Origin of the sequence: Arenimonas donghaensis DSM 18148 = HO3-R19, assembly GCF_000743535.1 — a bacterium.
GTDB classification, from domain to species: domain Bacteria; phylum Pseudomonadota; class Gammaproteobacteria; order Xanthomonadales; family Xanthomonadaceae; genus Arenimonas; species Arenimonas donghaensis.
This window is the reverse complement of sequence record NZ_AVCJ01000012.1, coordinates 266,022-286,241: the sequence shown is the minus strand read 5'-3', so window position 1 is coordinate 286,241 and position 20,220 is coordinate 266,022. Positions and strand designations below refer to the sequence as shown.

Annotated in this window: 20 protein-coding genes; 5 read left to right on the top strand and 15 right to left on the bottom strand. The window is 70.1% G+C overall.

The window, feature by feature from the left end; all coding sequences use genetic code 11:
• Positions 1-36: 36 nt before the first annotated feature.
• The 9 genes from N788_RS07605 to N788_RS07565 all read right to left on the bottom strand — a co-directional run bounded on the left by N788_RS07605 (position 37) and on the right by N788_RS07565 (position 9,320).
• Complete coding sequence (locus tag N788_RS07605; RefSeq protein WP_034223098.1) at positions 37-411, bottom strand: VOC family protein; 375 nt, start codon at positions 409-411, stop codon at positions 37-39.
• A 94-nt stretch (positions 412-505) separates the two neighbouring features.
• Complete coding sequence (locus N788_RS07600; RefSeq protein WP_034223093.1) at positions 506-1,273, bottom strand: energy transducer TonB; 768 nt, start codon at positions 1,271-1,273, stop codon at positions 506-508.
• A complete protein-coding gene (gene hutU, locus N788_RS07595) occupies positions 1,270-2,952 on the bottom strand; it encodes a urocanate hydratase (protein ID WP_034223089.1) in 1,683 nt (560 codons plus the stop codon). The genes N788_RS07600 and hutU overlap by 4 nt, the downstream gene beginning before the upstream one ends.
• Before the next feature lie 103 nt (positions 2,953-3,055).
• Positions 3,056-3,745 carry a molybdate ABC transporter permease subunit gene (gene modB, locus N788_RS07590; RefSeq protein ID WP_034223086.1) on the bottom strand — a complete coding sequence of 230 codons (690 nt, stop codon included), beginning with the start codon at positions 3,743-3,745 and terminating at the stop codon, positions 3,056-3,058.
• Positions 3,745-4,506 carry a molybdate ABC transporter substrate-binding protein gene (modA, locus tag N788_RS07585; RefSeq protein WP_034223084.1) on the bottom strand — a complete coding sequence of 254 codons (762 nt, stop codon included), beginning with the start codon at positions 4,504-4,506 and terminating at the stop codon, positions 3,745-3,747. Before modA ends, modB begins: the two co-directional genes overlap by 1 nt.
• 10 nt (positions 4,507-4,516) lie before the next feature.
• Positions 4,517-5,278 carry a LytR/AlgR family response regulator transcription factor gene (locus tag N788_RS07580; protein WP_034223082.1) on the bottom strand — a complete coding sequence of 254 codons (762 nt, stop codon included), beginning with the start codon at positions 5,276-5,278 and terminating at the stop codon, positions 4,517-4,519.
• The gene (locus N788_RS07575) at positions 5,275-6,531 is read right to left on the bottom strand and encodes a sensor histidine kinase (protein ID WP_034223079.1); all 1,257 of its coding nucleotides are present in this window, start codon (positions 6,529-6,531) and stop codon (positions 5,275-5,277) included. The genes N788_RS07580 and N788_RS07575 overlap by 4 nt, the downstream gene beginning before the upstream one ends.
• Positions 6,532-6,554: 23 nt before the next feature.
• Positions 6,555-7,931, bottom strand: a complete 1,377-nt coding sequence (locus N788_RS07570; RefSeq protein ID WP_034223076.1) for a serine hydrolase domain-containing protein — start codon at positions 7,929-7,931, stop codon at positions 6,555-6,557.
• Positions 7,932-8,042: 111 nt separating this feature from the next.
• A complete protein-coding gene (locus N788_RS07565) occupies positions 8,043-9,320 on the bottom strand; it encodes a formimidoylglutamate deiminase (RefSeq protein WP_051924481.1) in 1,278 nt (425 codons plus the stop codon).
• A 48-nt stretch (positions 9,321-9,368) separates the two neighbouring features.
• Between N788_RS07565 and N788_RS07560 the strand changes: the two genes are divergently transcribed.
• Positions 9,369-10,529, top strand: coding sequence for a CaiB/BaiF CoA transferase family protein (locus N788_RS07560; protein WP_034223073.1), 1,161 nt, complete (start codon positions 9,369-9,371; stop codon positions 10,527-10,529).
• The gene (gene hutI, locus N788_RS07555) at positions 10,526-11,761 is read left to right on the top strand and encodes an imidazolonepropionase (protein WP_244444101.1); all 1,236 of its coding nucleotides are present in this window, start codon (positions 10,526-10,528) and stop codon (positions 11,759-11,761) included. The genes N788_RS07560 and hutI overlap by 4 nt, the downstream gene beginning before the upstream one ends.
• 66 nt (positions 11,762-11,827) lie before the next feature.
• Here the strand turns inward: hutI and N788_RS14375 are convergent, their stop codons facing one another.
• Positions 11,828-12,001 carry a 30S ribosomal protein THX gene (locus N788_RS14375; RefSeq protein ID WP_084695947.1) on the bottom strand — a complete coding sequence of 58 codons (174 nt, stop codon included), beginning with the start codon at positions 11,999-12,001 and terminating at the stop codon, positions 11,828-11,830.
• 81 nt (positions 12,002-12,082) lie between these two features.
• Positions 12,083-12,529 (bottom strand): MerC domain-containing protein, encoded by a 447-nt coding sequence (locus N788_RS07550; RefSeq protein ID WP_084695946.1) that lies wholly within the window; start codon positions 12,527-12,529, stop codon positions 12,083-12,085.
• Positions 12,530-12,602: 73 nt separating this feature from the next.
• Here N788_RS07550 and N788_RS07545 point away from each other — a divergent pair, with 73 nt between their 5' ends.
• Positions 12,603-14,696 carry a TonB-dependent receptor gene (locus N788_RS07545; protein WP_034223070.1) on the top strand — a complete coding sequence of 698 codons (2,094 nt, stop codon included), beginning with the start codon at positions 12,603-12,605 and terminating at the stop codon, positions 14,694-14,696.
• Positions 14,697-14,714: 18 nt separating this feature from the next.
• Here the strand turns inward: N788_RS07545 and N788_RS07540 are convergent, their stop codons facing one another.
• The 3 genes from N788_RS07540 to gltX all read right to left on the bottom strand — a co-directional run bounded on the left by N788_RS07540 (position 14,715) and on the right by gltX (position 18,003).
• Positions 14,715-15,977 (bottom strand): succinylglutamate desuccinylase/aspartoacylase family protein, encoded by a 1,263-nt coding sequence (locus N788_RS07540; RefSeq protein ID WP_160171918.1) that lies wholly within the window; start codon positions 15,975-15,977, stop codon positions 14,715-14,717.
• Positions 15,974-16,468: a transcriptional repressor gene (locus N788_RS07535; protein WP_034223067.1), complete on the bottom strand. Its 495-nt coding sequence runs from the start codon at positions 16,466-16,468 to the stop codon at positions 15,974-15,976. The genes N788_RS07540 and N788_RS07535 overlap by 4 nt, the downstream gene beginning before the upstream one ends.
• A 134-nt stretch (positions 16,469-16,602) precedes the next feature.
• On the bottom strand, positions 16,603-18,003 hold the full coding sequence (gene gltX / locus N788_RS07530) for a glutamate--tRNA ligase (protein ID WP_034223064.1): 1,401 nt from the start codon (positions 18,001-18,003) through the stop codon (positions 16,603-16,605).
• 104 nt (positions 18,004-18,107) lie between these two features.
• Between gltX and N788_RS07525 the strand changes: the two genes are divergently transcribed.
• Positions 18,108-18,776 (top strand): peptidylprolyl isomerase, encoded by a 669-nt coding sequence (locus N788_RS07525; protein ID WP_051924480.1) that lies wholly within the window; start codon positions 18,108-18,110, stop codon positions 18,774-18,776.
• Positions 18,773-19,519: a UDP-2,3-diacylglucosamine diphosphatase gene (gene lpxH, locus N788_RS07520; protein ID WP_034223060.1), complete on the top strand. Its 747-nt coding sequence runs from the start codon at positions 18,773-18,775 to the stop codon at positions 19,517-19,519. The genes N788_RS07525 and lpxH overlap by 4 nt, the downstream gene beginning before the upstream one ends.
• Here the strand turns inward: lpxH and N788_RS13920 are convergent.
• On the bottom strand, positions 19,516-20,217 hold the full coding sequence (locus tag N788_RS13920) for a hypothetical protein (RefSeq protein WP_051924479.1): 702 nt from the start codon (positions 20,215-20,217) through the stop codon (positions 19,516-19,518). The two genes, lpxH and N788_RS13920, sit on opposite strands and share 4 nt — an antisense overlap.
• Positions 20,218-20,220: the final 3 nt, after the last annotated feature.

Sequence of the window (20,220 nt, the reverse complement as noted above, 5' to 3'; positions counted from 1 at the left end):
CGGCCACTGCAAGTAGCCTGGGCGAGCCCGGTGTCTTCAGGCGCCGCCCATGCAGAAGAAGTTGAGCTTGTTGCCGTCCGGGTCGCGGAAGTAAGCGGCGTAGAAACCTTTGAAGCGATCGCCCGGCGCACCTTCGTCGGTGCCGCCCAGGGCCAGGGCCCTGGCGTGGAGCGCATCCACCTGCGCGGGCGTGCGCACGGCCAGCGCGACCATGGTGCCGTTGCCGGGGGTGGCGTCCCGTTTGTCGAAGGGAGTGATGACGCCGACGCTGGGCGACTGCCTGTCGGTGCCCCAGGCGACGAATCGTTCGCCTTCCATGATGCGCTTGGCGCCCATTTCAGCCAGCAGCGCGTCGTAGAAGGCGCAGGCCCGCGCCATGTCGTTGGTGCCGAGGGTGACGTAACCGATCATGTGGGGATCTCCAGGAGGAATGGCCGCATCTTCGGCGAGCCCGTGCCTGCGCGCCAGTGTGGAAACCGTCGTGGGCGGCGGATCCCGCCCGGCATCAGCCTCGCCGCGGCTTGGCGAACGGCAGCCCCTTGGAAAGGAACTCGCGAAGCCGCTCGCACTCGTCCGCCGGCCGTTCGCAAAGCACGCCCAGCCGGACCACCGGCACGCCGTCTTCTTCGACCAGGCGATAGCGGGCGATCGCCGCGGTGATCGTCCTGTCGGCCGGCGAGGCATTCAAGGGCGGCTGGATGTTGTACATCAGCCAGAACACCGACGGGTCATCATTTTGAGGATTCATCCAGGTCTGCATGATCCGGCCGGACGCATCGGCCGAACGACCATAGGGCGGATGCAGGAAATGGCGCTGGTCGGTGACCTTGGCCTCCTTGAAAGCCTGGATGCTGTCGAACGGCAGCGGCTCGGTTTCCGGAAGATAACGCGGCTTGCGATGCGAGCGCGGCCAGGGAATCTTGCGAGCCTCGACGTTGCGGAAACCGCCGAACTTGACCGGCACCTGCACCCATCCGTCCTCTGCCTTGGCACGCTGCTGTTCGGAGAGCACGTAAAGCGCCACGGAGTCATTGGCCGCTTCATCGAACTGCCTGCGCCCGGAGCCCTCGTCGATCCGGGTTTCGATGATCCGGCCACAATCGTCGAAACGGGCGCCGACCAGGACCAGGCCGGTCTTGTTCGCCCGGGCCAGGTCCAGCGGATAACGCGGTTGGACGATGCGAGGCTCCGGACACGCGTCGGCAGCCACCGCAACCGGGCCTGGCGCCGCCCCGGCAACGGACAGCAGGACGGCCAGGAATGCGCCGGTCATTCGCCCTGCCCCAGCATGGGCAGCTTCAGCCCCTGCTCGCGCGCGCAGGCCTTGGCGATCTCGTAGCCGGCGTCGGCATGGCGCATGACGCCGGTGCCGGGGTCGTTCCACAGCACCCGCGCCAAACGCCGGTCGGCAGCCTCGCTGCCATCGGCGACGATCACCACGCCGCTGTGCTGGCTGTAGCCCATGCCGACGCCGCCGCCGTGGTGCAGCGACACCCAGGTGGCGCCACCGGCGACGTTGAGCATGGCGTTGAGCAGCGGCCAGTCGGACACGGCGTCGCTGCCGTCCATCATGGCTTCGGTTTCGCGATTGGGGCTGGCGACCGAGCCCGAATCAAGATGGTCGCGGCCGATGACGATCGGCGCGCTGACTTCGCCGTTGCGAACCATTTCGTTGAAGGCCAGCGCCAGCCGGTGGCGGTCACCCAGGCCGACCCAGCAGATGCGCGCCGGCAGGCCCTGGAAGCTGATGCGCTCGCGCGCCATGTCCAGCCAGCGATGCAGGTGCGGGTTGTCGGGGATCAGTTCCTTCACCTTGGCATCGGTCTTGTAGATGTCCTCCGGGTCGCCACTGAGCGCAACCCAGCGGAACGGGCCGATGCCACGGCAGAACAGCGGCCGCACGTAGGCCGGCACGAAGCCCGGGAAGTCGAACGCATCCTTGCAGCCGACGTCGAAGGCCATCTGGCGGATGTTGTTGCCGTAATCGAAGGTGGGCACGCCCATGTCCTCGAAGTTCAGCATCGCCTCGACGTGCGTGCGCATCGAATGCTTGGCGGCGTCGATGACCTTCTGCGGGTTGTTCTTCTGTTCGCTGAACCACTCCTCCAGGGTCCAGCCGGCCGGCAGGTAGCCGTGCAGCGGGTCGTGGGCCGAGGTCTGGTCGGTGACTGCGTCGGGGCGCACGCCGCGACGCACCAGTTCGGGCAGGATCTCGGCGGCATTGCCCAGCAACGCGATCGACTTGGCCTGGCCGCCGCTGGTGTAGCGCTCGATGCGCGCCAAGGCGTCGTCGAGGTCGGTGGCCTGTTCGTCCACGTATTTCGTGCGCAGGCGCATGTCGATGCGCGACTGCTGGCATTCGATGTTCAGCGAACAGGCCCCGGCCAGCGAGGCCGCCAGCGGCTGCGCCCCGCCCATGCCACCCAGGCCGGCGGTGAGGATCCAGCGGCCGGCAAGATTGCCGCCGTAATGCTGGCGACCCATCTCGACGAAGGTCTCGTAGGTGCCCTGCACGATGCCCTGCGAACCGATGTAGATCCAGCTGCCGGCCGTCATCTGGCCGTACATCATCAGGCCCTTGGCATCGAGTTCGTGGAAGTGGTCCCAGGTGGCCCAGTGCGGCACCAGGTTGGAGTTGGCGATCAGCACCCGCGGCGCATCGGCGTGGCTGGGGAAGACGCCGACCGGCTTGCCCGACTGCACCAGCAGGGTCTGGTCGTCTTCGAGCGTGCGCAGGCTGTCGAGGATGGCGTCGTAGCTGGCCCAGTCGCGGGCGGCGCGGCCGATGCCGCCGTAGACCACCAGTTCGGCCGGATTCTCGGCGACCTCCGGGTCGAGGTTGTTCTGGATCATCCGGTAGGCCGCTTCGGTCAGCCAGGACTTGCAGTTGAGCTGGCTGCCGCGCGGCGCGGCGATCTTTCGCGAAGGGTCTTTGCGGTTGGCGGCAGGCATCGTCGGCTCCCAGGACAAGGCCGTGATTATAAGCCGCCCGGCCGGCTCGCCCTCGCCCGCTTGCTGGCGCGCCTGCGCGCCTGCGCGCCTGCGCGCCACGGGCCTACTCGCTGGCGCGCCGCACCCGCGATCGCCGCGCCAGCCATTCCGAAGCCAGCAAGGCGCCCAGGGCCAGCACCAGCGCCACGATGGCCAGGCGGGTGATGCCCGCCTCGCCGCCCGGCTGTTGCATCAGCTGGTGCATGGCCAGCGACAGGGTGCGGGTTTCGCCGGGGATGCTGGAGACGAAGGTGATGGTGGCGCCGAACTCACCCAGCGACTTGGCGAAGGCCAGCGCGGCGCCGGCGGCCAGGCCCGGCATCGCCAGCGGCAAGTCCACCTGGGCGAAGGTCGCCCAGCGCCGGGCTCCCAAACTGGCGGCCATTTCTTCGTATTCGCGCGGTATCGCTTCGAACGACAGGCGGATGGCGCGAACGAACAGCGGGAATGCCATCACTGCCGCCGCCAGCACCGCACCGGTCCAGCGGAAAGCCACTTCGACGCCCAGGGTTTCGGCCAGCCAGTGGCCGATCACGCCCTGGCGCCCGAAGGCGACCAGCAGCAGGTAGCCGGTCAACACCGGCGGCAGGAGCAAGGGCAGGTGCACCAGCGCGTCGAACAGCGACTTGCCCGGGAAGCGGAACCGCGCCAGCACCCAGGCCACCGCCACCGCCGGCACCACCGACACCAGCACCGCCAGCAGCGCCACCCGCAGGCTCAACAGCACCACCTCGATTTCAGCGGGCTGCAGCATCAGGGAATTTGAAAGCCGTGCGCCTCCAGGCACCCGCGCATCTCGCGCCCCTGGAGGTAACCGAGGAAACCGGCGCTGCGTCCGGACGCGGACGCCTGCACGCGCGCCGCCGGGTATCGCACCGGCGCGTGCGAACCCGCGGGGAAACGCGCCACGACCACCACGCGCGGTTCGACCTGGGCATCGGTGGCGTAGACGATGCCCAACGGGGCTTCGCCGCGGGCGACGAAAGCCAGCGCGGTGCGCACGCTGTCGGCTTCGGCCAGGCGGTGCGCCAGTCCCGCCCAGAGGCCGTGGGAAACCAGGGCCTGGCGGGCGTAGCGGCCGGCCGGCACGTTGCCTGTCTCGGCGACAGCGAGCCGGCCACGCGGACCCAGGGCGGCTTCGAGCGCAGCCGGCTCGAGCGCCAGCGGACCGGCCGTGCCTCGCGGGGCCACCAGCACCAGGGCATTGGCGGCCAGGTCGAAGCGACTCGCGGGATCGACCTGGTCCCGGGCCTCGAGGTAATCCATCCAGGCCTGGTCGGCCGAAACGAAAACATCCGCCGGCGCGCCGCGCTCGATCTGCCGCGCCAGGGCCGCGCTGCCGGCATAGGAGATGCGCACGCGCTGGCCGCTGCGCACCTGCCAAAGCCGGCCCGCCTCGTCCATCACTTCCTGCAGGCTGGCCGCCGCGAACACCCGCAGGTCCTCGCGGGCAGGCGCGGACGCCTGCGCCAGGGCCGGCAGGGCCAGGCAAACCAGCAACCACCATCGTTTCATGCCCCGCAGCCTACATGCCCCGGAAGCGATGCAGGAAGGCGGCGCTGACCGGCAGGCTGTCCTCACGGCCGCGCAGGCTGATGCGGGCCTTGCCCAGCTCGTCCTTGCGCAGGCGGTCGATGGCGGCCACGCGCACGACCACGCCGCGGTGCACCTGCCAGAACACCTCCGGGTCCAGCCCGGCCAGCAGGTCCTTGAGCGGCGTGCGGATGATCGCCTCGTCGTCGCCGGTCACCACCCGGACGTACTTGTCCTGGGCCTGGAAAAATTGCACCTCGTCGATGCCGATCATGCGCACGTTGTCGCCGACGCTGGCGCTGATCCAGCGCAGCAGGCGATCGCCGCGCGGCTGCAGCCGCGACTCCAGGTCCTCGATGCGCGCCTGCAGGTCTTCTTCGCGCCCCTTGGCCAACTGCTCCCTGAGCCGCTCGATGGCCTTGGCCAGCCGCGCCGGGGCCACCGGCTTGAGCAGGTAGTCGACCGCGCCGGCCTCGAAAGCCCGGATCGCGTAGTCGTCGTAGGCCGTGGTGAAGACCACCCGCCCGCCTGCCGCCACCGCCGCCAGCGCCACGTCCAGCCCGCTGATGCCCGGCATGCGGATGTCGAGGAAGGCGACGTCGGGCCGGTGCTCGGCGATTGCTTCCAGGGCGGCCGGCCCGTCTTCGCAGGCGGCGCATATTTCAAGCTCCGGCCAGGCGTCGGCCAGCATGTCCAGCAGGGCCGCACGCTGGGGCGGCTCGTCCTCGGCCACGATGGCGGTGACCTTGCTCATGGGGCCGCCTCCGCCGTTCGGGAGGCTTCGTCGCGCAAAGGCAGGATGATTTCGGCCACGGCGCCGCGCCCGCCGGCCAGGCCCCTGAGGCTGAAGCTTGCCTGGCCCTGGTAGCGCGCCGCGAGCTGTTCACGCACGTTCGCCAGGCCGACGCCGCTGCCCAGGCCTGGCTTGAGGCCGGCGCCGTCGTCGACGACGCTGAGCACCAGGCGTTCGCCGCGCAGGCTGGCGCGCACCTCCACCCGGCCCGGCCCGGGCTGGGGCTCGATCCCGTGTTTGATCGCATTCTCGACCAGGGTGATCAGCAGCAGCGGCGGAAACGGCCGCTGGCGAAGCGCGGGCTCGGCTTCGACCGCGTAGCCCAGGCGTCCGCCCATGCGCAGTCGCATCAGTTCCAGGTAACTGGCGCAAATATCGAGCTGCTGGCCCAGGGTGGAATGCAGCAGGCTGTCACCGTCGCGCAGTTTCGGGATGGTCGCGCGCAGGTGGGCCACCAGGGCGTCGAGCGTGGCCTCGGCCTGCGCCGGATCCTGCCGCACCAGGGCCCGCACCGAGGCCAGCGTGTTGAACAGGAAATGCGGTTCGACCTGGGCCTGCAGCAGGCCCAGCCGCAGGTCGGCGTGTTGTTTTTGCGCACGCAGCGCCGAGAGCTGTCGATGGCGACGGTCGGCCTCCCAGCGCCGGCCCTCGCTGAAATAAGCGCGCAGCGCCAGGCCGCCACCGAACAAACCGTAGATGATGACCAGCACCGCGCCGTTGACCACCAGCGCCACGGTCTTGAAGGCCGGATCGATCGGCGGATCCTTCGACGTCAGTGCGCCGGCCTCGACCATGGCCTGCCGGACTTCCCCGTCGACATAACCCGATGCCCACTGGTCGACGAAAAAGCTCGCCACCATGCCCACCAGCACCGCCAGCACCACCAGCAGGCGCTCACGCCGCCGCGGCCAGCGCTGGTGCCGCGTGAACGTCGCCAGCGCCGGGCCCGTGGTCGCCATCAGGAAGAAGGCGACGAACATGTGACCGCCGGCCAGTGCGCCCAGCGTCCAGTCGCGCGTCGTCACCGCGGTACCGAAAGTCACCAGCAGCGAAAAGGCGGCGATGATGATCCCGAAGAGCACGCTGCGGCCACGCAGCCAGCGCCCGCTGAACACGGGGTAGCGATGGTAGCGGCTCCAGACCGAGTTGCCGCCCACCAGGACCTCGGCGGGCAGCGGTCGGCTCAGCGAGTAGGTTTCCACGGCGTCACTCATTTCCGGGGCAGCATATCGGCCGCTCAGGGGGTCGCGCCATTCGCGTCGATGCGTTCGGCCGGCATGGCGCCGCCGCCCTGCACCCAGACGAAGGACTGGCGGCCGTCGGGCTGCTTGACCGGCTTGAGCAGCGCATCGAACGCCAGCGGGTAGAAATCGCCGGCGCTGTCATGGCCCATCTCGAAGGCCGGCTGGCCCTGGGCCTGGATTTCAAGCGCCTCGCCCTTGCGGCGCACGCTCATCTTCATCACCCCTTGCAGCAGGTAGTCGCCGACCAGCGCGTCGATGAGCTCCGGCGGCGCCGGCGTGGCGATGCGCGGCTGGCCGGGCGGAACGGCCGGATCGAGTAGATGCAGGCCCAGGCTGCCCAGCCCGCCGAGCGAATGCAGCGCGGTGTCCGAAAGCACGACCACGCCGCGCGCCGCCTCGCGGTCGAACGCCACGAGCGAGGAAAAGCCACCGGTGCCGCCTTCGTGCACGTGCACGGGGCGGCCGTTGAGCGGCGCGACGATCCAGTTCATCGCCATCGTCGGCTGGCCGCTGGTCCACACCGGCTGCTGGGCCAGGTCCAGGGCCGGCATCAGGTCCTGCGGCGCCGCGCCCAGCTGACCCTGCACATAGGCAACCATGTCGTCGAGCGTGGCGCGCACGCCGCCGACGCCGGCCAGGTCCGGTTTGAAGGTCCAGGCCGGCACCGGCTGGGTGTTCGGGGCGTGCCCCTGCGCAGCCGTGACGTCGTCGGGCTTGTCGTTGACGTAGGCATGGGCCATGCCCAGGGGCGTGAACAGGCGTTCGTCGAGCAGCGCGTCGAAGTCCTTGCCGGTGCGTCGCGCCAGCGCGTCGGAGAGCAGCATCATGGCGAAGTTGGAATATTCGAAGGCGCTGCCCGGCGCACGCGTCAGCTGCACGCGGCCGAGCGCGGCGTGCAGCATCTTCGGATTCATGCCCGAATACGGATCGTTCGGGTCGGTGATCGCGACGCCGGGCGGTAGGGCCGGCAGGCCGCTGGTGTGCGTCACCACGTGGCGCAGCTGGATGGGCTGGCCTTCGAATTCGGGCACCCGGGTGCCTTTGGGCAGCCAGTCGGACAACGGGTCGTCGAGCGAGGCGCCACCGGCCAGGATCTCCCGGGCCAGCAGGGCCGACGCCATGGTCTTGCTGACCGAGCCGATCTCGAACGCCGAATCCGGGCCGATACGGGGCTCACCCCCGGCCTTGGCGCAGCCGTAGGCGCGCGAGACGCCATCGGCCTCGACGACGGCCACCGCGAAACAGGCGCCGGTGCGATCGCCTTCGAGGCGCTTCTTGAGGGCGCTGGCGACGTCGGCGTCGCTCAGGGCCAGGGCCGGGGCGGAAAGGCCCAGGGCGACCAGGGAAGCAAGCAGGTTCATCGGATGCATGGCGGACCACCTCGGTTCGGGGACATCTGCACGATGCCGCCACCGTGGAACACCGTGGGATGAATGCGACGAACCGGGCCCGGACGGGGATGAAACCCGCCCCATGCGCGCTCAGTCGGCCAGCAGCCGCGCCAAGGCCTGGCGATAGCGCGCGGCGATGGCGTCACCGTCGCGATGCCGGCCATCGCGCACCGGGCATTGGCCGGCGACGTGGGTTTCGCGAACCAGGGGCCGGTTGCCGGCGAAGACGAACCGGTCGAGCACGTCGGTCTCGCGCGCACCCGCCAGCGCCGGTGCCTGGCCGTCGATCACCAGGTGGTCGGCCGCCGCCGCTCCACCCTGCCCGCAGGCACGCAGGCCGCCGGCCAGGGCCTGGGTGTAGAGCAGGGTCCCGGTGCTGGGCTGGCCGCTGGACACGGCGATGTTGCGGCGACGGGTCGACAGCCGCTGGCCGTATTCAAGCCAGCGCAGCTCCTCCACCGGCGACACCGAGACATGCGAATCCGAGCCCACGCCCCAGTGGCCTCCGGCGCCCAGGAACTCACGAAGCGGGAACAGCCCGTCACCCAGGTTGGCCTCGGTGGTCGGGCAGATCGCCACGGTGGCGCCGCTGGCGACGATGCCCTGCACTTCGGTGGGAACCAGATGGGTGGCATGCACCAGGGTCCAGTCGGGATCGACCGGCGCGTTGGCGAGCAGCCATTGCACGGGACGCGCGCCGCGCAGGGACTCGCACTCCTGCACTTCGCCGATCTGCTCGGCAATGTGGATATGCACCGGCATCGATTCGTCGCTGATCGCGGCCACCAGCGCCGTGATCGCGTCCGCCGGCACCGCCCGCAGGCTGTGCAGCGCCACGCCCACTTCCAGCGTCGGGTCGCGCAGCGCGCGCAGCGACTGCAGCAGCGACAGGTAACCGTCGAGCGAATGGCCGAAACGACGCTGGCGCTCGCCCAACGGCCGGCCGTCGAAACCGCCGCTCATGTACAGCACCGGCAGCAGGGTGAGGCGGATACCGGTATCGCGCGCCGCGGCGATGAGCGACTTCGACATCGCCGCCGGATCGTCGTAGGGCCGGCCATCGGGCTGGTGGTGCAGGTAATGGAACTCGCAGACGGTAGTGAAACCCGCCTCCAGCATCTCGGCGTAGAGCTGGCGGGCCACGGCGTACTGGCTGTCGGGATCGAGCCGACCGGCGAAGCGGTACATCAGCTCGCGCCAGGTCCAGAAACTGTCCTCGGGCTTGCTCTGGCGTTCGGCCAGTCCGGCCATCGCGCGCTGGAAGGCGTGCGAATGCAGGTTGGGCAAGCCAGGCAGGCGCCAATGGCCGTCCGGCGTGGCGACGGGAACGACGGCGGTGGGATCGGGGACGGCGGTAGGCGTGGCCATGCCGGAAGTTTCGCATGCAGCCGGCACGGGCGCATACAATGCCAGGCCATGGGCGCACTTTCCGGCATCACCGTGCTTGAACTTTCCCGCGTGCTTGCCGGCCCCTGGTGCGGCATGACGCTGGCCGACCTGGGCGCCGACGTCATCAAGCTCGAAGCCTTCGAAGGCGACGACACCCGCGGCCTGGGACCGCCCTTCCTCGACGGCATGTCGGCTTACTTCGCCTGCTGCAACCGCAACAAGCGTTCGCTGGCGATCAACCTGCGCGAACCGGCGGCGCGGCCGCTGCTCGAGGCGCTGGTCCGCAAGGCCGACGTGCTGGTGGAGAACTACCGCACGGGCGGCGCCGAATCCCTGGGCGTGGGCTATGAAACGATGGCGGCGATCAACCCCGGGCTGGTCTATTGTTCGATCTCCGGCTACGGCCGCGACGGTCCCGGCGCGATGCGTCCCGGCTACGACTACGTGGTGCAGGCCGAGGCCGGCCTGATGTCGATCACCGGGCCGGCGGACGGGGAAGCGAGCAAGGTCGGCGTGGCGGTGGCCGACCTGGCGACCGGACAGAACGCGGCCACGGCCATCCTGGCGGCACTGCTGCAGCGCCAACGCGACGGCCGCGGCCAGCGCATCGATGTTTCCCTGTTCGACACCCAGCTTTCACTGCTGGCCAACGTGGCCGGCAACGCGCTGTTCACCGACGTGGATGCGCCGCGTTACGGCAACGCCCATCCCAGCATCGTGCCCTACCAGACCTTCGCTGCCAGCGACCAGTCCTTCGTGCTCGCGGTGGCCAGCGAAAAGCTCTGGGTGCAGCTGTGCCGGGCACTGGGCCACCCCGAATGGGCCGACGACGCCCGCTGGCACGACAATGCCGCCCGCGTGACCCATCGCGATTCACTGTGCCAGGCGCTGTCGACGCTGTTCGCGGCGGAGCCGGCGGCGCACTGGCTGGCGCTCCTGGAGCGGGCCGGCATTCCCGCCGCACCGATCAACAGTGTTCGCCAGGCACTGGAGCACCCGGTGGCCCACGCCCGCGGCATGCGCTACGACATAGAAGGAATTCCCATGGTTGGCAGCCCGATCCACCTTTCCGGCTCGCCGGCGCGGCGCGAACTGCCGCCACCGCGCCTGGGCGAGCACAGCGATGAAGTCACCCGCGCCATGGGTTTCGACCCGGACGGACTGCGGGCCGCGGGGGCGATCCGGTGATCGGGCGGCTGGCACCGCCCTGGGACCGCCTGCTGCTCGACGCGCGGCTGGCGACGCTGCGTGACGACCTGGGCGCCTACGGCGTCGTCGAGGCCGGTGCATTGGCGTGGAAGGACGGCCTGCTGGCCTATGCCGGCCCCGCCAACGAACTGCCCGGCGATGCGGCTGGCCTGGCCACGCGCGTCGAGTCGGCCGAAGGCCGCTGGATCACGCCGGGCCTGGTCGACTGCCACACGCATCTGGTGTTCGCAGGCGATCGTGCCCGCGAGTTCGAACGCCGCTTGCAAGGCGCCAGCTACGAACAGATCGCCCGCGAAGGTGGCGGCATCCTTTCAAGCGTGCGCGCCACCCGCGCCGCCGACGAAGACAGCCTGCTCGCCGTCTCGCTGCCGCGCGCCCGGTCGCTGTGCGCCGACGGCGTGACCACCCTGGAGATCAAGTCCGGCTACGGCCTGGACTTCGAAAACGAGCGCAAGATGCTCCGGGTGGCGCGACGCATCGGCGAAGCGCTTGGCATCAGCGTGCGCTGCACCTACCTGGCGGCCCATGCCCTGCCGGCGGAGTTTGCCGGCCGCGCCGACGACTACATCGACGCGGTGATCGGATGGCTGCCGCGCCTGCACGAAGAGGGCCTGGTGGACGCCGTGGATGCCTTCTGCGAGGGCATCGGCTTTTCGCCGGCGCAGACCCGGCGCGTCTTCGAAGCCGCGCGCGGACTGGGGCTTCCGGTGAAGCTGCACGCCGACCAGCTGAGCGACCTGGGCGGCGCCGCGCTGACCGCGTCGTTCGGCGGTCTCTCGGCCGACCACATCGAGTGGACAAACACGGACGCCGTGCGTGCGATGGCCGCGGCCGGCACCGTGGCGGTGCTCTTGCCGGGCGCCTTCCACGTGCTGCGCGAAACCAGGCTGCCGCCCTTGGACGCGCTGCGCGAACACGCGGTGCCGATGGCGGTGGCCACCGACCTCAACCCTGGCACTTCGCCGCTGCAATCGCTGCGGCTGGCGATGAGCCTGGCCTGCACGCATTTCCGGCTGACGCCGGAAGAAGCCCTTCGAGGCGCCACGGTGCACGCCGCCGCGGCGCTGGGTTTGCACGACCGCGGCCGGCTCGCGGCCGGCCAGCGCGCCGACTTCGTGCAGTGGCGCATCGGACATCCGGCCGAACTCGCGTACTGGCTGGGCGGCGATCTCGTGCACTCGGTGCACGTCGCCGGTCGTCGGCTCGGTTAGCCCACGAAAAAACCCCGCCGGGGCGGGGTTCGTCGACGAACGGGCCGAAGCCCGGATCGCGCTTGCTTACTTGGCAGCAGCCTTCTTGGTCGCGGCCTTCTTGGCCGGAGCCTTGGCCGGGGCCTTCACCGTAGCGGCGGCCTTGCCGGCGGTCGGCTTGCTGACGGTCTGCGCACGGGCATTGCCGTGGCTACCGGTGAAACGCTTGCCCTTGGCGGTCTTCTTGTCGCCCCTACCCATGGTGTTTCCTTGAAAGTGTGTGCTCGTGGGGCGCGTAGCCTAACACCGCGCGCGGCGGTCACCAAGGCAGCGCCGGCTGCGTCAGTGGCTGTGGCCGTAGGACAGGCGCAGGTTGGCCAGGTGGGCCACCGCGATCAGCAGGCCACCGAGCGCCATGGCGATGGCATGCGGCAGGACCGACTGGTGCAGCGGCGGGTACAGCAGGGCCAGCCAGACCAGGCCCAGCCCCGGCGCCACCAGCAGCCAGGCGTGGTAGGCCCGGTGCCCGCGATAGCCCAGGTAGAGGCTGACCACGGCCAGCACGGTCGCGATCGAGGTGAAGGCCCATTCGATGCCGTGCCAGGCCACCAGGCCCAGGCCCAGCGCCGGCAGCAGCGCCAACGCGACCGGCACCAGGGCGCAGTGCAGGGCACACACGAAGGCACCGACGGCACCCAGGCGGTCGGCCCAGGCGGGCAGGCGCAGGCGACGGCGCGGCGCCGGGGTGGCCAGGCTCGCGGTGGCGGAATTGGGGGGGATTGATGCCATGGGTGAATGGTATAACATTTCGAACTGAAACAGTATAACATTCCGTAAATCGCATCCGGAGACCGTCCTGCCCATGCCCCGCCTGCCCCGCTTCGCCCCGCTTGCCCTGGCCCTCGCCACCGCCCTGCCCGCCCTGGCCCTTGCCCAGGAGGCCGGCCAGCGCGACGAACACGACCACGACCAGCCCCGGACCCTGGACGTCGTCGAAGTCACCGCCTCGCCGCTGCGCCAGGGCATCGAGGACCTGGCGCGGCCGGTGGACGTGCTGACCGGCGAGGAACTCGACGGCCGCAAGTCCGGCACCCTGGGCGAGACCCTGGAGCGCCAGGCCGGCGTGCAGTCGGCCAGCTTCGGCGCAGGCGTCGGCCGGCCGGTCATCCGCGGCCTGGAAGGTGCGCGCGTGCAGGTGCTGGCCAATGGCGGCAGTGCCCTGGACGTCTCGACGGTCAGCGCCGACCACGCCATCGGCATCGAACCCTTCCTGGCCGACCAGATCGAAGTGCTCAAGGGTCCGGCCAGCCTGCTTTACGGCAGCGGCGCCATCGGCGGCGCGGTCAACGTGGTCGATGGCCGCGTGCCGACCGCCCAGGTCGGCCGCACCGTGGCCGGTCGCGCCGAGTTGCGCCACGGCAGCGTCGATGACGGCACCGTGGGCATGGCCCGTGTCGACGCCGACGCCGGCGCGTTGACCCTGCACGCCGACCTCTTCCGCCGCGACAGCGGTGACGTGCGTATTCCCGGCTACGCGTTTTCGCCGGCGCTGATCGCCGAGGAAATCGAGGAAGGCGAAGACCCGGACCACTTCGCCCGCGGCCGCCTGCCCAACAGCGCGCTGACCACCGAAGGCGGTGCCCTGGGCGCCAGCTGGTTCGGTGAACGCACCTGGTTCGGCATGGCCGCCAGCACCTACCGCAGCGACTACGGCATCCCGCCGGGCGCCCACGCGCACGAAGAGCACGACGACGACCACGATGACGACCACGACGAGCACGGCGAGGAAGAGGAGATCGTTCGCCTCGACCTGCGCCAGGACCGCTTCGAGGCCCGGGGCGGCATCCGCGACGTCGGCGCCTTCGCCGAACTGAACTGGCGCGTGCAGCGCAGCCTCTACGAGCACACCGAACTCGAGGGTGACGAAGTCGGCACGGTCTTCAACAACACGGGCACCGAGGCGCGCTTCGAGGCCGTGCAGCGCGAGTTCAAGGGCTGGCGCGGCGCCTTCGGCCTGCAGATGAGCCACCGCGACTTCGAAGCCGTTGGCGACGAGGCCTTCGTACCGCCGTCGGTCACCCGCGACCTGGGCCTGTTCGCGCTTCAGGAAAAGGACTTCGGCCAGTTCAAGCTCGAACTGGGCGCGCGCCACGAACGTGTCAGCGTCTCGCCCGATTCGGGCGCCGACGCCGACCGCAACGCGACCAGCCTCGCCGCGGGTGGCCTGTGGCGATTCTCGGAATCGGCCCACCTGAGCCTGAACCTCAACCGCGCCGAACGCGCGCCAACGGCCGAAGAACTGTTCTCGGACGGCGCCCACGTCGCCACGCAGTCCTACGAGCTGGGCGATGCCTCGCTGGACACCGAGGTGGCGCTCGGCACGGAGCTGGGCCTGCACCTGCACCACGGCCGGTTCGACGGCAAGATCTCGGTGTACCGCACCGCCTTCCAGGACTTCATCTACCTCGCCGACACCGGCCTGGAACAAGACGACCTGCCGCTGCGCGCCTGGACCCAGGCCGACGCCACGTTCACCGGCTGGGAAGCGGAGCTGGGCGTGGAGCTGGCCGACAACGCCAGCGGCCTGTGGAACCTGCGCGTGTTCGCCGACCAGGTGGATGCCCGTCTCGACGATGGCGGCCGCCTGCCGCGCATCGCCCCGGGCCGCGTCGGCGCCGACCTGGACTGGCAGCGCGGCGCCTGGCGCGCCCGCATCGGTGCGGTCCGCGTGCAGGCGCAGGACGAAGTCGCCCAGTTCGAATCGGCGACCGATGGCTACACCCTGGTCGACGCCGGCATCGCCTACCACTGGGACGTCGGCATGGCCGGCTGGGAAGCCTTCCTGGAAGGCCGCAACCTGGGCGATCGCGAGGCCCGCGCACATACCTCCTATCTCAAGGATTACGCGCCGCTGCCTGGCCGCAACGTGATGGCGGGCCTGCGCGTCAGCTTCTGACGCGATGCCGCGGCTGGGCTATTCGTAGTCTTCGCGATCCGAGGGTTCGGCGAGCTCAGACGGACGCGATTCCGGGTCGGGCTCCGGACCTTCGCCGTCCTGCGGCGTCACGGCCTCCTGCACGGCCTGCTGCTCGCTGGTTTCCGTGCCCAGGTGGAAGGCGGCGTAGCCAGGCAGCACGGCCTGGTTCAGGGCCATGCCGATGACGCGGCCCGGCACCGGCGCCAGGATGTAGCGCTCGACGTTGGCGACCGGGTCGATGACCCGGCCCAGCCGCTGTCCCGACTGCACGCGCTGACCCAGCGTCACCTCGCTGATAAGCAGGCCGCCCGAGTTGGCCCGCACCCAGCGCGAGTCGAGGAAGATCGGCGCCGGATCGGGGCGCCTGGCCACGACCTCCGGGTCGATCTCCGCGGTCGCATCGTCGGCGGCGGTCGGGTCTTCACGCATGCCCGTTTGCACCATCAGCCGTTCGATCGCGGCCACGGCCTGGGCGATCTCCTCCGGCTCGAGCCGCGCCGGCGCGCCGGCCTCGAACGTCACGGCGGGCACGCCCACCGCGGTGGCGGCGACGCGCAGCATGCCCTTGTTGCCGGGACTGTGCAGCACCACGGTGTTGCCGAAGTGCCGGCTGAATTCCAGCACGTCCGGCCGCGTCAGGTCGGCGCGCACCTGCGGCAGGTTGCTGCGCTCGAACGAGCCGGTGTGGAAGTCCACCAGCATGTCGCAGTGGCTGACGATGTCCTGGAAAAAGGCATTGGCGATGCGCGAGGCGATCGATCCGCTGCGCGAGCCCGGGAAGTACCGGTTGAGGTCGCGCCGGTCCGGCAGGTAGCGGGTGCCGCGTGAATAGCCGTGCACGTTGACGATCGGCACGCCGATCACGGTGCCCGAGAGCCGGGTCGGGTCGATGCCGTGCGACAGCTGGCGCACGATTTCGACGCCGTTGATTTCGTCGCCGTGCACGCCCGCCACCAGGCACAGCACCGGGCCCGACAGCGCGCCGCGCGTCACCACGACGGGGCTCGGGATCTCGGCGGCGCTGATGCCGCCCCCCGGCCGCCACTCAAGCTGCATGCGGGTGCCCGGCACCACCAGGCGGTCGAGGATGGCCAGCGGCGTCACCAGGTCGACGGGTGGCGCCAGGTAGTCCTCGGGCAGGGCCAGGCCGATCGGCGGCGGCGGTGCCTGGTCCGCCTTCGGCGGCTCGACCGGATAGTCCTGCGCGCCCATCGGGCCCGCGGCGAGCAGCAGGGCCAGGCCGGCGAGCGTGGTTTTCATGCCGCCGCGCATTGTGCGCACAGGCCGTGCACCTCCAGGGTTTGCGCCCGGGGTTCGAAACCCAGGGCGCGTGCCTGCTCGTCGAGCAGGCCGCAGATGCGCTCGTCCTCGAGCTCGATCGCTGCATGGCAGCGGTCGCAGATGAGGAAGGGCACCGAGTGGCGTTCGTTCGGATGATGGCAGCCAACAAAGGCGTTGACCGAGGCCAAGCGATGGATGAAACCCTGCTCGAGCAGGAAATCGAGCGCGCGGTAGACCGTCGGCGGCGCGCTCGAACCGTTTTCTTCCTTCATCGTGTCCAGCAGGTCGTAGGCCTTCACCGGCTTGCCGGCGTCGGCGATCAGGCCCAGCACCTGCGCCCGCAGCGGCGTCAGGCGCAGGCCGCGCTCGGCGCAGGCTTCCTCGACCGCGCGCACGTAGGCGCCGGCATCGTGGACGTGGAGGTCCGGATCGGTGCAATCGTGGGCGGCGTGGCTGCGCTTGCGGGACATGGCCTAAGGGTGGGGCCTGGCGCCCGCTAAATCAACGACGAAGAACCTGTAGGAGCGCCTTCAGGCGCGAATCTTTTGCCCTTGCCTCCGGAAAGGAAGAACTCCGCGCCTGAAGGCGCTCCTACAGGGCAGGTTCAGCCGGGCAGCATCGCCAGCGCGGCGTCGATACGGGCCAGCGCCTGGTCCTTGCCGGCCAGGAAAACCGTATGGTCGATCGACGGACTGACCTGGGTGCCGGTGATGGCCACGCGCAGCGGCTGGGCGATCTTGCCCAGGCCCACGCCCAGCGCTTCGGCCGTGGCGCGCAGCACGCCGTCGACGCCCGCCGGGCTCCAGTCCGCGAGTGCCGCCAGGCGACTGCGTACTTCCGACAGGGGCGAACGCGCCGCGGCCGTGAAGTGCTTGGCGACCGCGGCTTCATCGTAGGCCTCCAGCGGGCAATACCAGACGTGGGCGCGCTCGGCCATTTCCTTCAGGGTCTGGACGCGGTCGCGCAGCGCCACCACCACGTCGGCGGGCCTGGGGCCCTTCGACAGGTCGTAGCCGTGGGCGATCAGCTGCGGTTCGAAGTGCCGGGCCACGTCGGCCGGATCGTCGGTCTTGAGGTAGTGCTGGTTGAGCCAGCCCAGCTTGGCCGGGTCCAGGCGCGAGGCCTTCTGGTTGACGTTCTCGATCGCGAACAGCGTCTTGAGCTCGTCGCGGCTGAATATCTCCTGATCGCCGTGCGACCAGCCCAGGCGCGCCAGGTAGTTCACCAGGGCATGCGGCAGGTAACCCTCGTCCTTGTAGGACATCACGTTGGCCGCGCCCGAGCGCTTGGAGAGCTTGGCGCCCTCCGGGTCGAGGATCATCGGCATGTGGGCGAAATGCGGCACCGGGGCGCCCAGTGCCTTGTAGATGTTGATCTGGCGGGGCGTGTTGTTGACGTGGTCGTCGCCGCGGATGACGTCGGTGATGCCCATGTCCAGGTCGTCGACCACCACCGCGAAGTTGTAGGTGGCGTAGCCGTCGGAGCGGAAGATCACCAGGTCGTCGAGCTCGTCGTTGCTCCACTCGATGCGGCCCTTGATCTTGTCCTCGAACACGACGCTGCCGCCGATCGGGTTCTTGAAGCGGATGACCCGGTTGGGATCGTCGCGGAAGGGTTCGTTGCGGTCGCGGTAGTGGCCGTTGTATCGCGGCTTGAGGTTGGCGGCCATCGCCGCCTCGCGCATGGCTTCTAGCTCTTCCTTGGTTTCGTAGGCGTAATAGGCCGTGCCGTCCGCGACCATTTTTTCCGCGACCTCCCGGTACCGGTCCAGGCGGTCGGTCTGGAAGATCGGCCCCTCGTCGTAGTCCAGGCCCAGCCAGTCCATCGCCGCCAGGATGGCGTCGATCGCGGCCTGGGTGCTGCGCTCCCGGTCGGTGTCCTCGACGCGCAGGATGAACTGGCCGCCGCGACGACGCGCCTCCAGGTAGCAGTACAGCGCCGTGCGGGCGCCGCCGATGTGCAGGAAACCGGTCGGGCTGGGGGCAAAACGGGTGCGGCAGGTCATCGTCGGGGCCGGGTCGGGTCGGTGGGCCGGGCATTTTACGGCAAATGTCCGGCCGGGCCGGCCGCCTGCGCTAACATGGCGCAGTTCCCGCACGATTTGCCCGGATGCCCCTGCGAAAGACCCTGCTTTTCCTGCTGCTGCTGCCGCTCGTCGCCCTCGCCTCGCCCACCGCCCCGCCCCTTGTCCCGGCGCCGGAAACTGAGACGCCGGCGACCACACCGGTCGCGCCGCGCGTCCGCCTGGTGACGAGCCTGGGCGAGATCATCCTGGAGCTGGACGCCGCCGCCGCACCGCGCACGGTCGAGAACTTCCTGTCCTATGCCCGCGACGGCCACTTCAACGGCACGATCTTCCACCGGGTCGTGCCCGGGCTGCTGGTCCAGGGCGGCGGATTCACGCCGGACCTGCAGGCCAAGCCGACCCGTGCACCCGTGCCCAACGAAGCGGGCAACGGCCTGCTGAACCTGCGCGGCGCCATCGCGGCCGCGCGGGACCGCGGCGCGCCCGACTCGGCGACCACCCAGTTCTTCATCAACCTGGCCGACAACCCGGCTTTCGACCGCAAGGACGACTCCAGCCCCTACACCTCGGGCTATGCGGTGTTCGGGCGGGTCGTGCAGGGCCTGGACGTGCTTGACCGCATCGCGGCCGTGCCGACCGGCTCGCAGGGGCCGTTCAACGGCTGGGTGCCCGATACGCCGGTGGTGATCGAACAGGTGGTGCTGGCCGGACCTTCGCAGCCGGCCACGGTGACCGGGTCCGACACGCCGTGAGCGTGCTGTTCGTGTCCGACCTGCACCTGGACCCGGCACGGCCGGCGGCCACCGACGCGTTCCTGGCGCTGCTGGCGGGCCCGGCCCGCGAGGCCTCGGCGCTGTACATACTAGGCGACCTGTTCGAAGCCTGGATCGGCGACGACGACCCCGGCGAGCCGGGCGCATCGGTGTGCATCGCACTCAAGGCGCTGTCCCAGGCCGGCGTGCCGGTGTTCCTGATGCGTGGCAACCGCGATTTCCTCTACGGCCAGCAGATCGCCGGGCGCAGCGGTGCCACCCTGCTGCCCGATCCCTGCGTGGTCGACCTGTTCGCCGTACCCACCCTGCTCATGCACGGCGACCTGCTGTGCACCGACGATGCCGCCTACCAGGCCTTCCGGCGCCAGGTGCGCGACCCGGCCTGGCAACAGCAGTTCCTGGCCCAGCCGCTGGCCGCACGCCACGCCTTCGCGGCGCAGGCGCGGGCCGCCAGCCGCGAACACCAGCAGGGCCTGGCGGAAACCATCACCGACGTGAACCCGGCTGCGGTCGTGGAGGTCCTGCGCCGCCACGGCGTCGACCGGTTGATCCACGGCCATACCCACCGCCCGGCCATGCATGCTCTGGACGTGGATGGGCGTGCCGCGCAGCGCATCGTGCTGGGCGACTGGTACGAGCAGGGCAGCGTGCTCCGCGTCGACGCGGACGGCCTGGTGCTTGAGGCACTCCCGCTGGCCGCCGACACTGGACCGGCGACCTAGTCGCCGCGGTACAGCGCCGGCCGGAAGCCACCCACTTCGAATTCGAAGCGCGGCACCAGCACGCCGTTGCGCGGCAGTTCGATGCGCACGCGCTGCGCGGACGACATCGCCGCCAGGAAGCCGGGCTCGTCCTTGATGAACAGCGCCGGGCCGGTGCCGGTGTCGGCGGGTTCACCGGCGAATTCGCGTGCCGGCTGGTCGTCGAAGCGGATCGCCAGGCGACAGGGCGGGCCGCAGCGAAGCGTGGACATCTCCAGCACCAGGTAGGCGCTTTCGCCCCACTGCGGATGCCGGCGCAGCACCAGGCGCGCCTCGGGACGTGGCGCCGGGCCGCCGGACTCGGCGTCGTAGCCCGGCACCTTGCTGTAGATGGCCGCCGAATGCTGGGTGCCGCCCTCGACGGCGACCGACTGGTAGTCCCACAGGCCGATCAGGCGCCGGCGTTCGCGCATGGCTTCCGCCTGCGCGCGCACTTCGTCGATGGTCTTGCGCATGGTCGCGGCGGCCTGGGTCTTGCCGTGGTCCTGGTCAAGCAGGTTGCCGTGCATCTCGGCGATTTCGAAATCCCCGTCGGCGCGGGCCGCCTCGTAGAGCGCCAGTTTTTCAGCGCCGGCGGTTTCGTCCGCGGCGGGATCGACCGGTTCGGGCTGGCAGGCGGCCAGGAGCAGGACGAACAGGAACGACAGGAAACGATTCATTGC

Bases quoted from the DNA above. Each gene is read 5' to 3' on its own strand.
- N788_RS07605 (WP_034223098.1), bottom strand. From the start codon at position 411: ATGATCGGTTACGTCACCCTCGGCACCAACGACATGGCGCGGGCCTGC.
- N788_RS07600 (WP_034223093.1), bottom strand. From the start codon at position 1,273: ATGACCGGCGCATTCCTGGCCGTCCTGCTGTCCGTTGCCGGGGCGGCG.
- hutU (WP_034223089.1), bottom strand. From the start codon at position 2,952: ATGCCTGCCGCCAACCGCAAAGACCCTTCGCGAAAGATCGCCGCGCCG.
- modB (WP_034223086.1), bottom strand. From the start codon at position 3,745: ATGCTGCAGCCCGCTGAAATCGAGGTGGTGCTGTTGAGCCTGCGGGTG.
- modA (WP_034223084.1), bottom strand. From the start codon at position 4,506: ATGAAACGATGGTGGTTGCTGGTTTGCCTGGCCCTGCCGGCCCTGGCG.
- N788_RS07580 (WP_034223082.1), bottom strand. From the start codon at position 5,278: ATGAGCAAGGTCACCGCCATCGTGGCCGAGGACGAGCCGCCCCAGCGT.
- N788_RS07575 (WP_034223079.1), bottom strand. From the start codon at position 6,531: ATGAGTGACGCCGTGGAAACCTACTCGCTGAGCCGACCGCTGCCCGCC.
- N788_RS07570 (WP_034223076.1), bottom strand. From the start codon at position 7,931: ATGCATCCGATGAACCTGCTTGCTTCCCTGGTCGCCCTGGGCCTTTCC.
- N788_RS07565 (WP_051924481.1), bottom strand. From the start codon at position 9,320: ATGGCCACGCCTACCGCCGTCCCCGATCCCACCGCCGTCGTTCCCGTC.
- N788_RS07560 (WP_034223073.1), top strand. From the start codon at position 9,369: ATGGGCGCACTTTCCGGCATCACCGTGCTTGAACTTTCCCGCGTGCTT.
- N788_RS14375 (WP_084695947.1), bottom strand. From the start codon at position 12,001: ATGGGTAGGGGCGACAAGAAGACCGCCAAGGGCAAGCGTTTCACCGGT.
- N788_RS07550 (WP_084695946.1), bottom strand. From the start codon at position 12,529: ATGGCATCAATCCCCCCCAATTCCGCCACCGCGAGCCTGGCCACCCCG.
- N788_RS07545 (WP_034223070.1), top strand. From the start codon at position 12,603: ATGCCCCGCCTGCCCCGCTTCGCCCCGCTTGCCCTGGCCCTCGCCACC.
- N788_RS07540 (WP_160171918.1), bottom strand. From the start codon at position 15,977: ATGAAAACCACGCTCGCCGGCCTGGCCCTGCTGCTCGCCGCGGGCCCG.
- N788_RS07535 (WP_034223067.1), bottom strand. From the start codon at position 16,468: ATGTCCCGCAAGCGCAGCCACGCCGCCCACGATTGCACCGATCCGGAC.
- gltX (WP_034223064.1), bottom strand. From the start codon at position 18,003: ATGACCTGCCGCACCCGTTTTGCCCCCAGCCCGACCGGTTTCCTGCAC.
- N788_RS07525 (WP_051924480.1), top strand. From the start codon at position 18,108: ATGCCCCTGCGAAAGACCCTGCTTTTCCTGCTGCTGCTGCCGCTCGTC.
- N788_RS13920 (WP_051924479.1), bottom strand. From the start codon at position 20,217: ATGAATCGTTTCCTGTCGTTCCTGTTCGTCCTGCTCCTGGCCGCCTGC.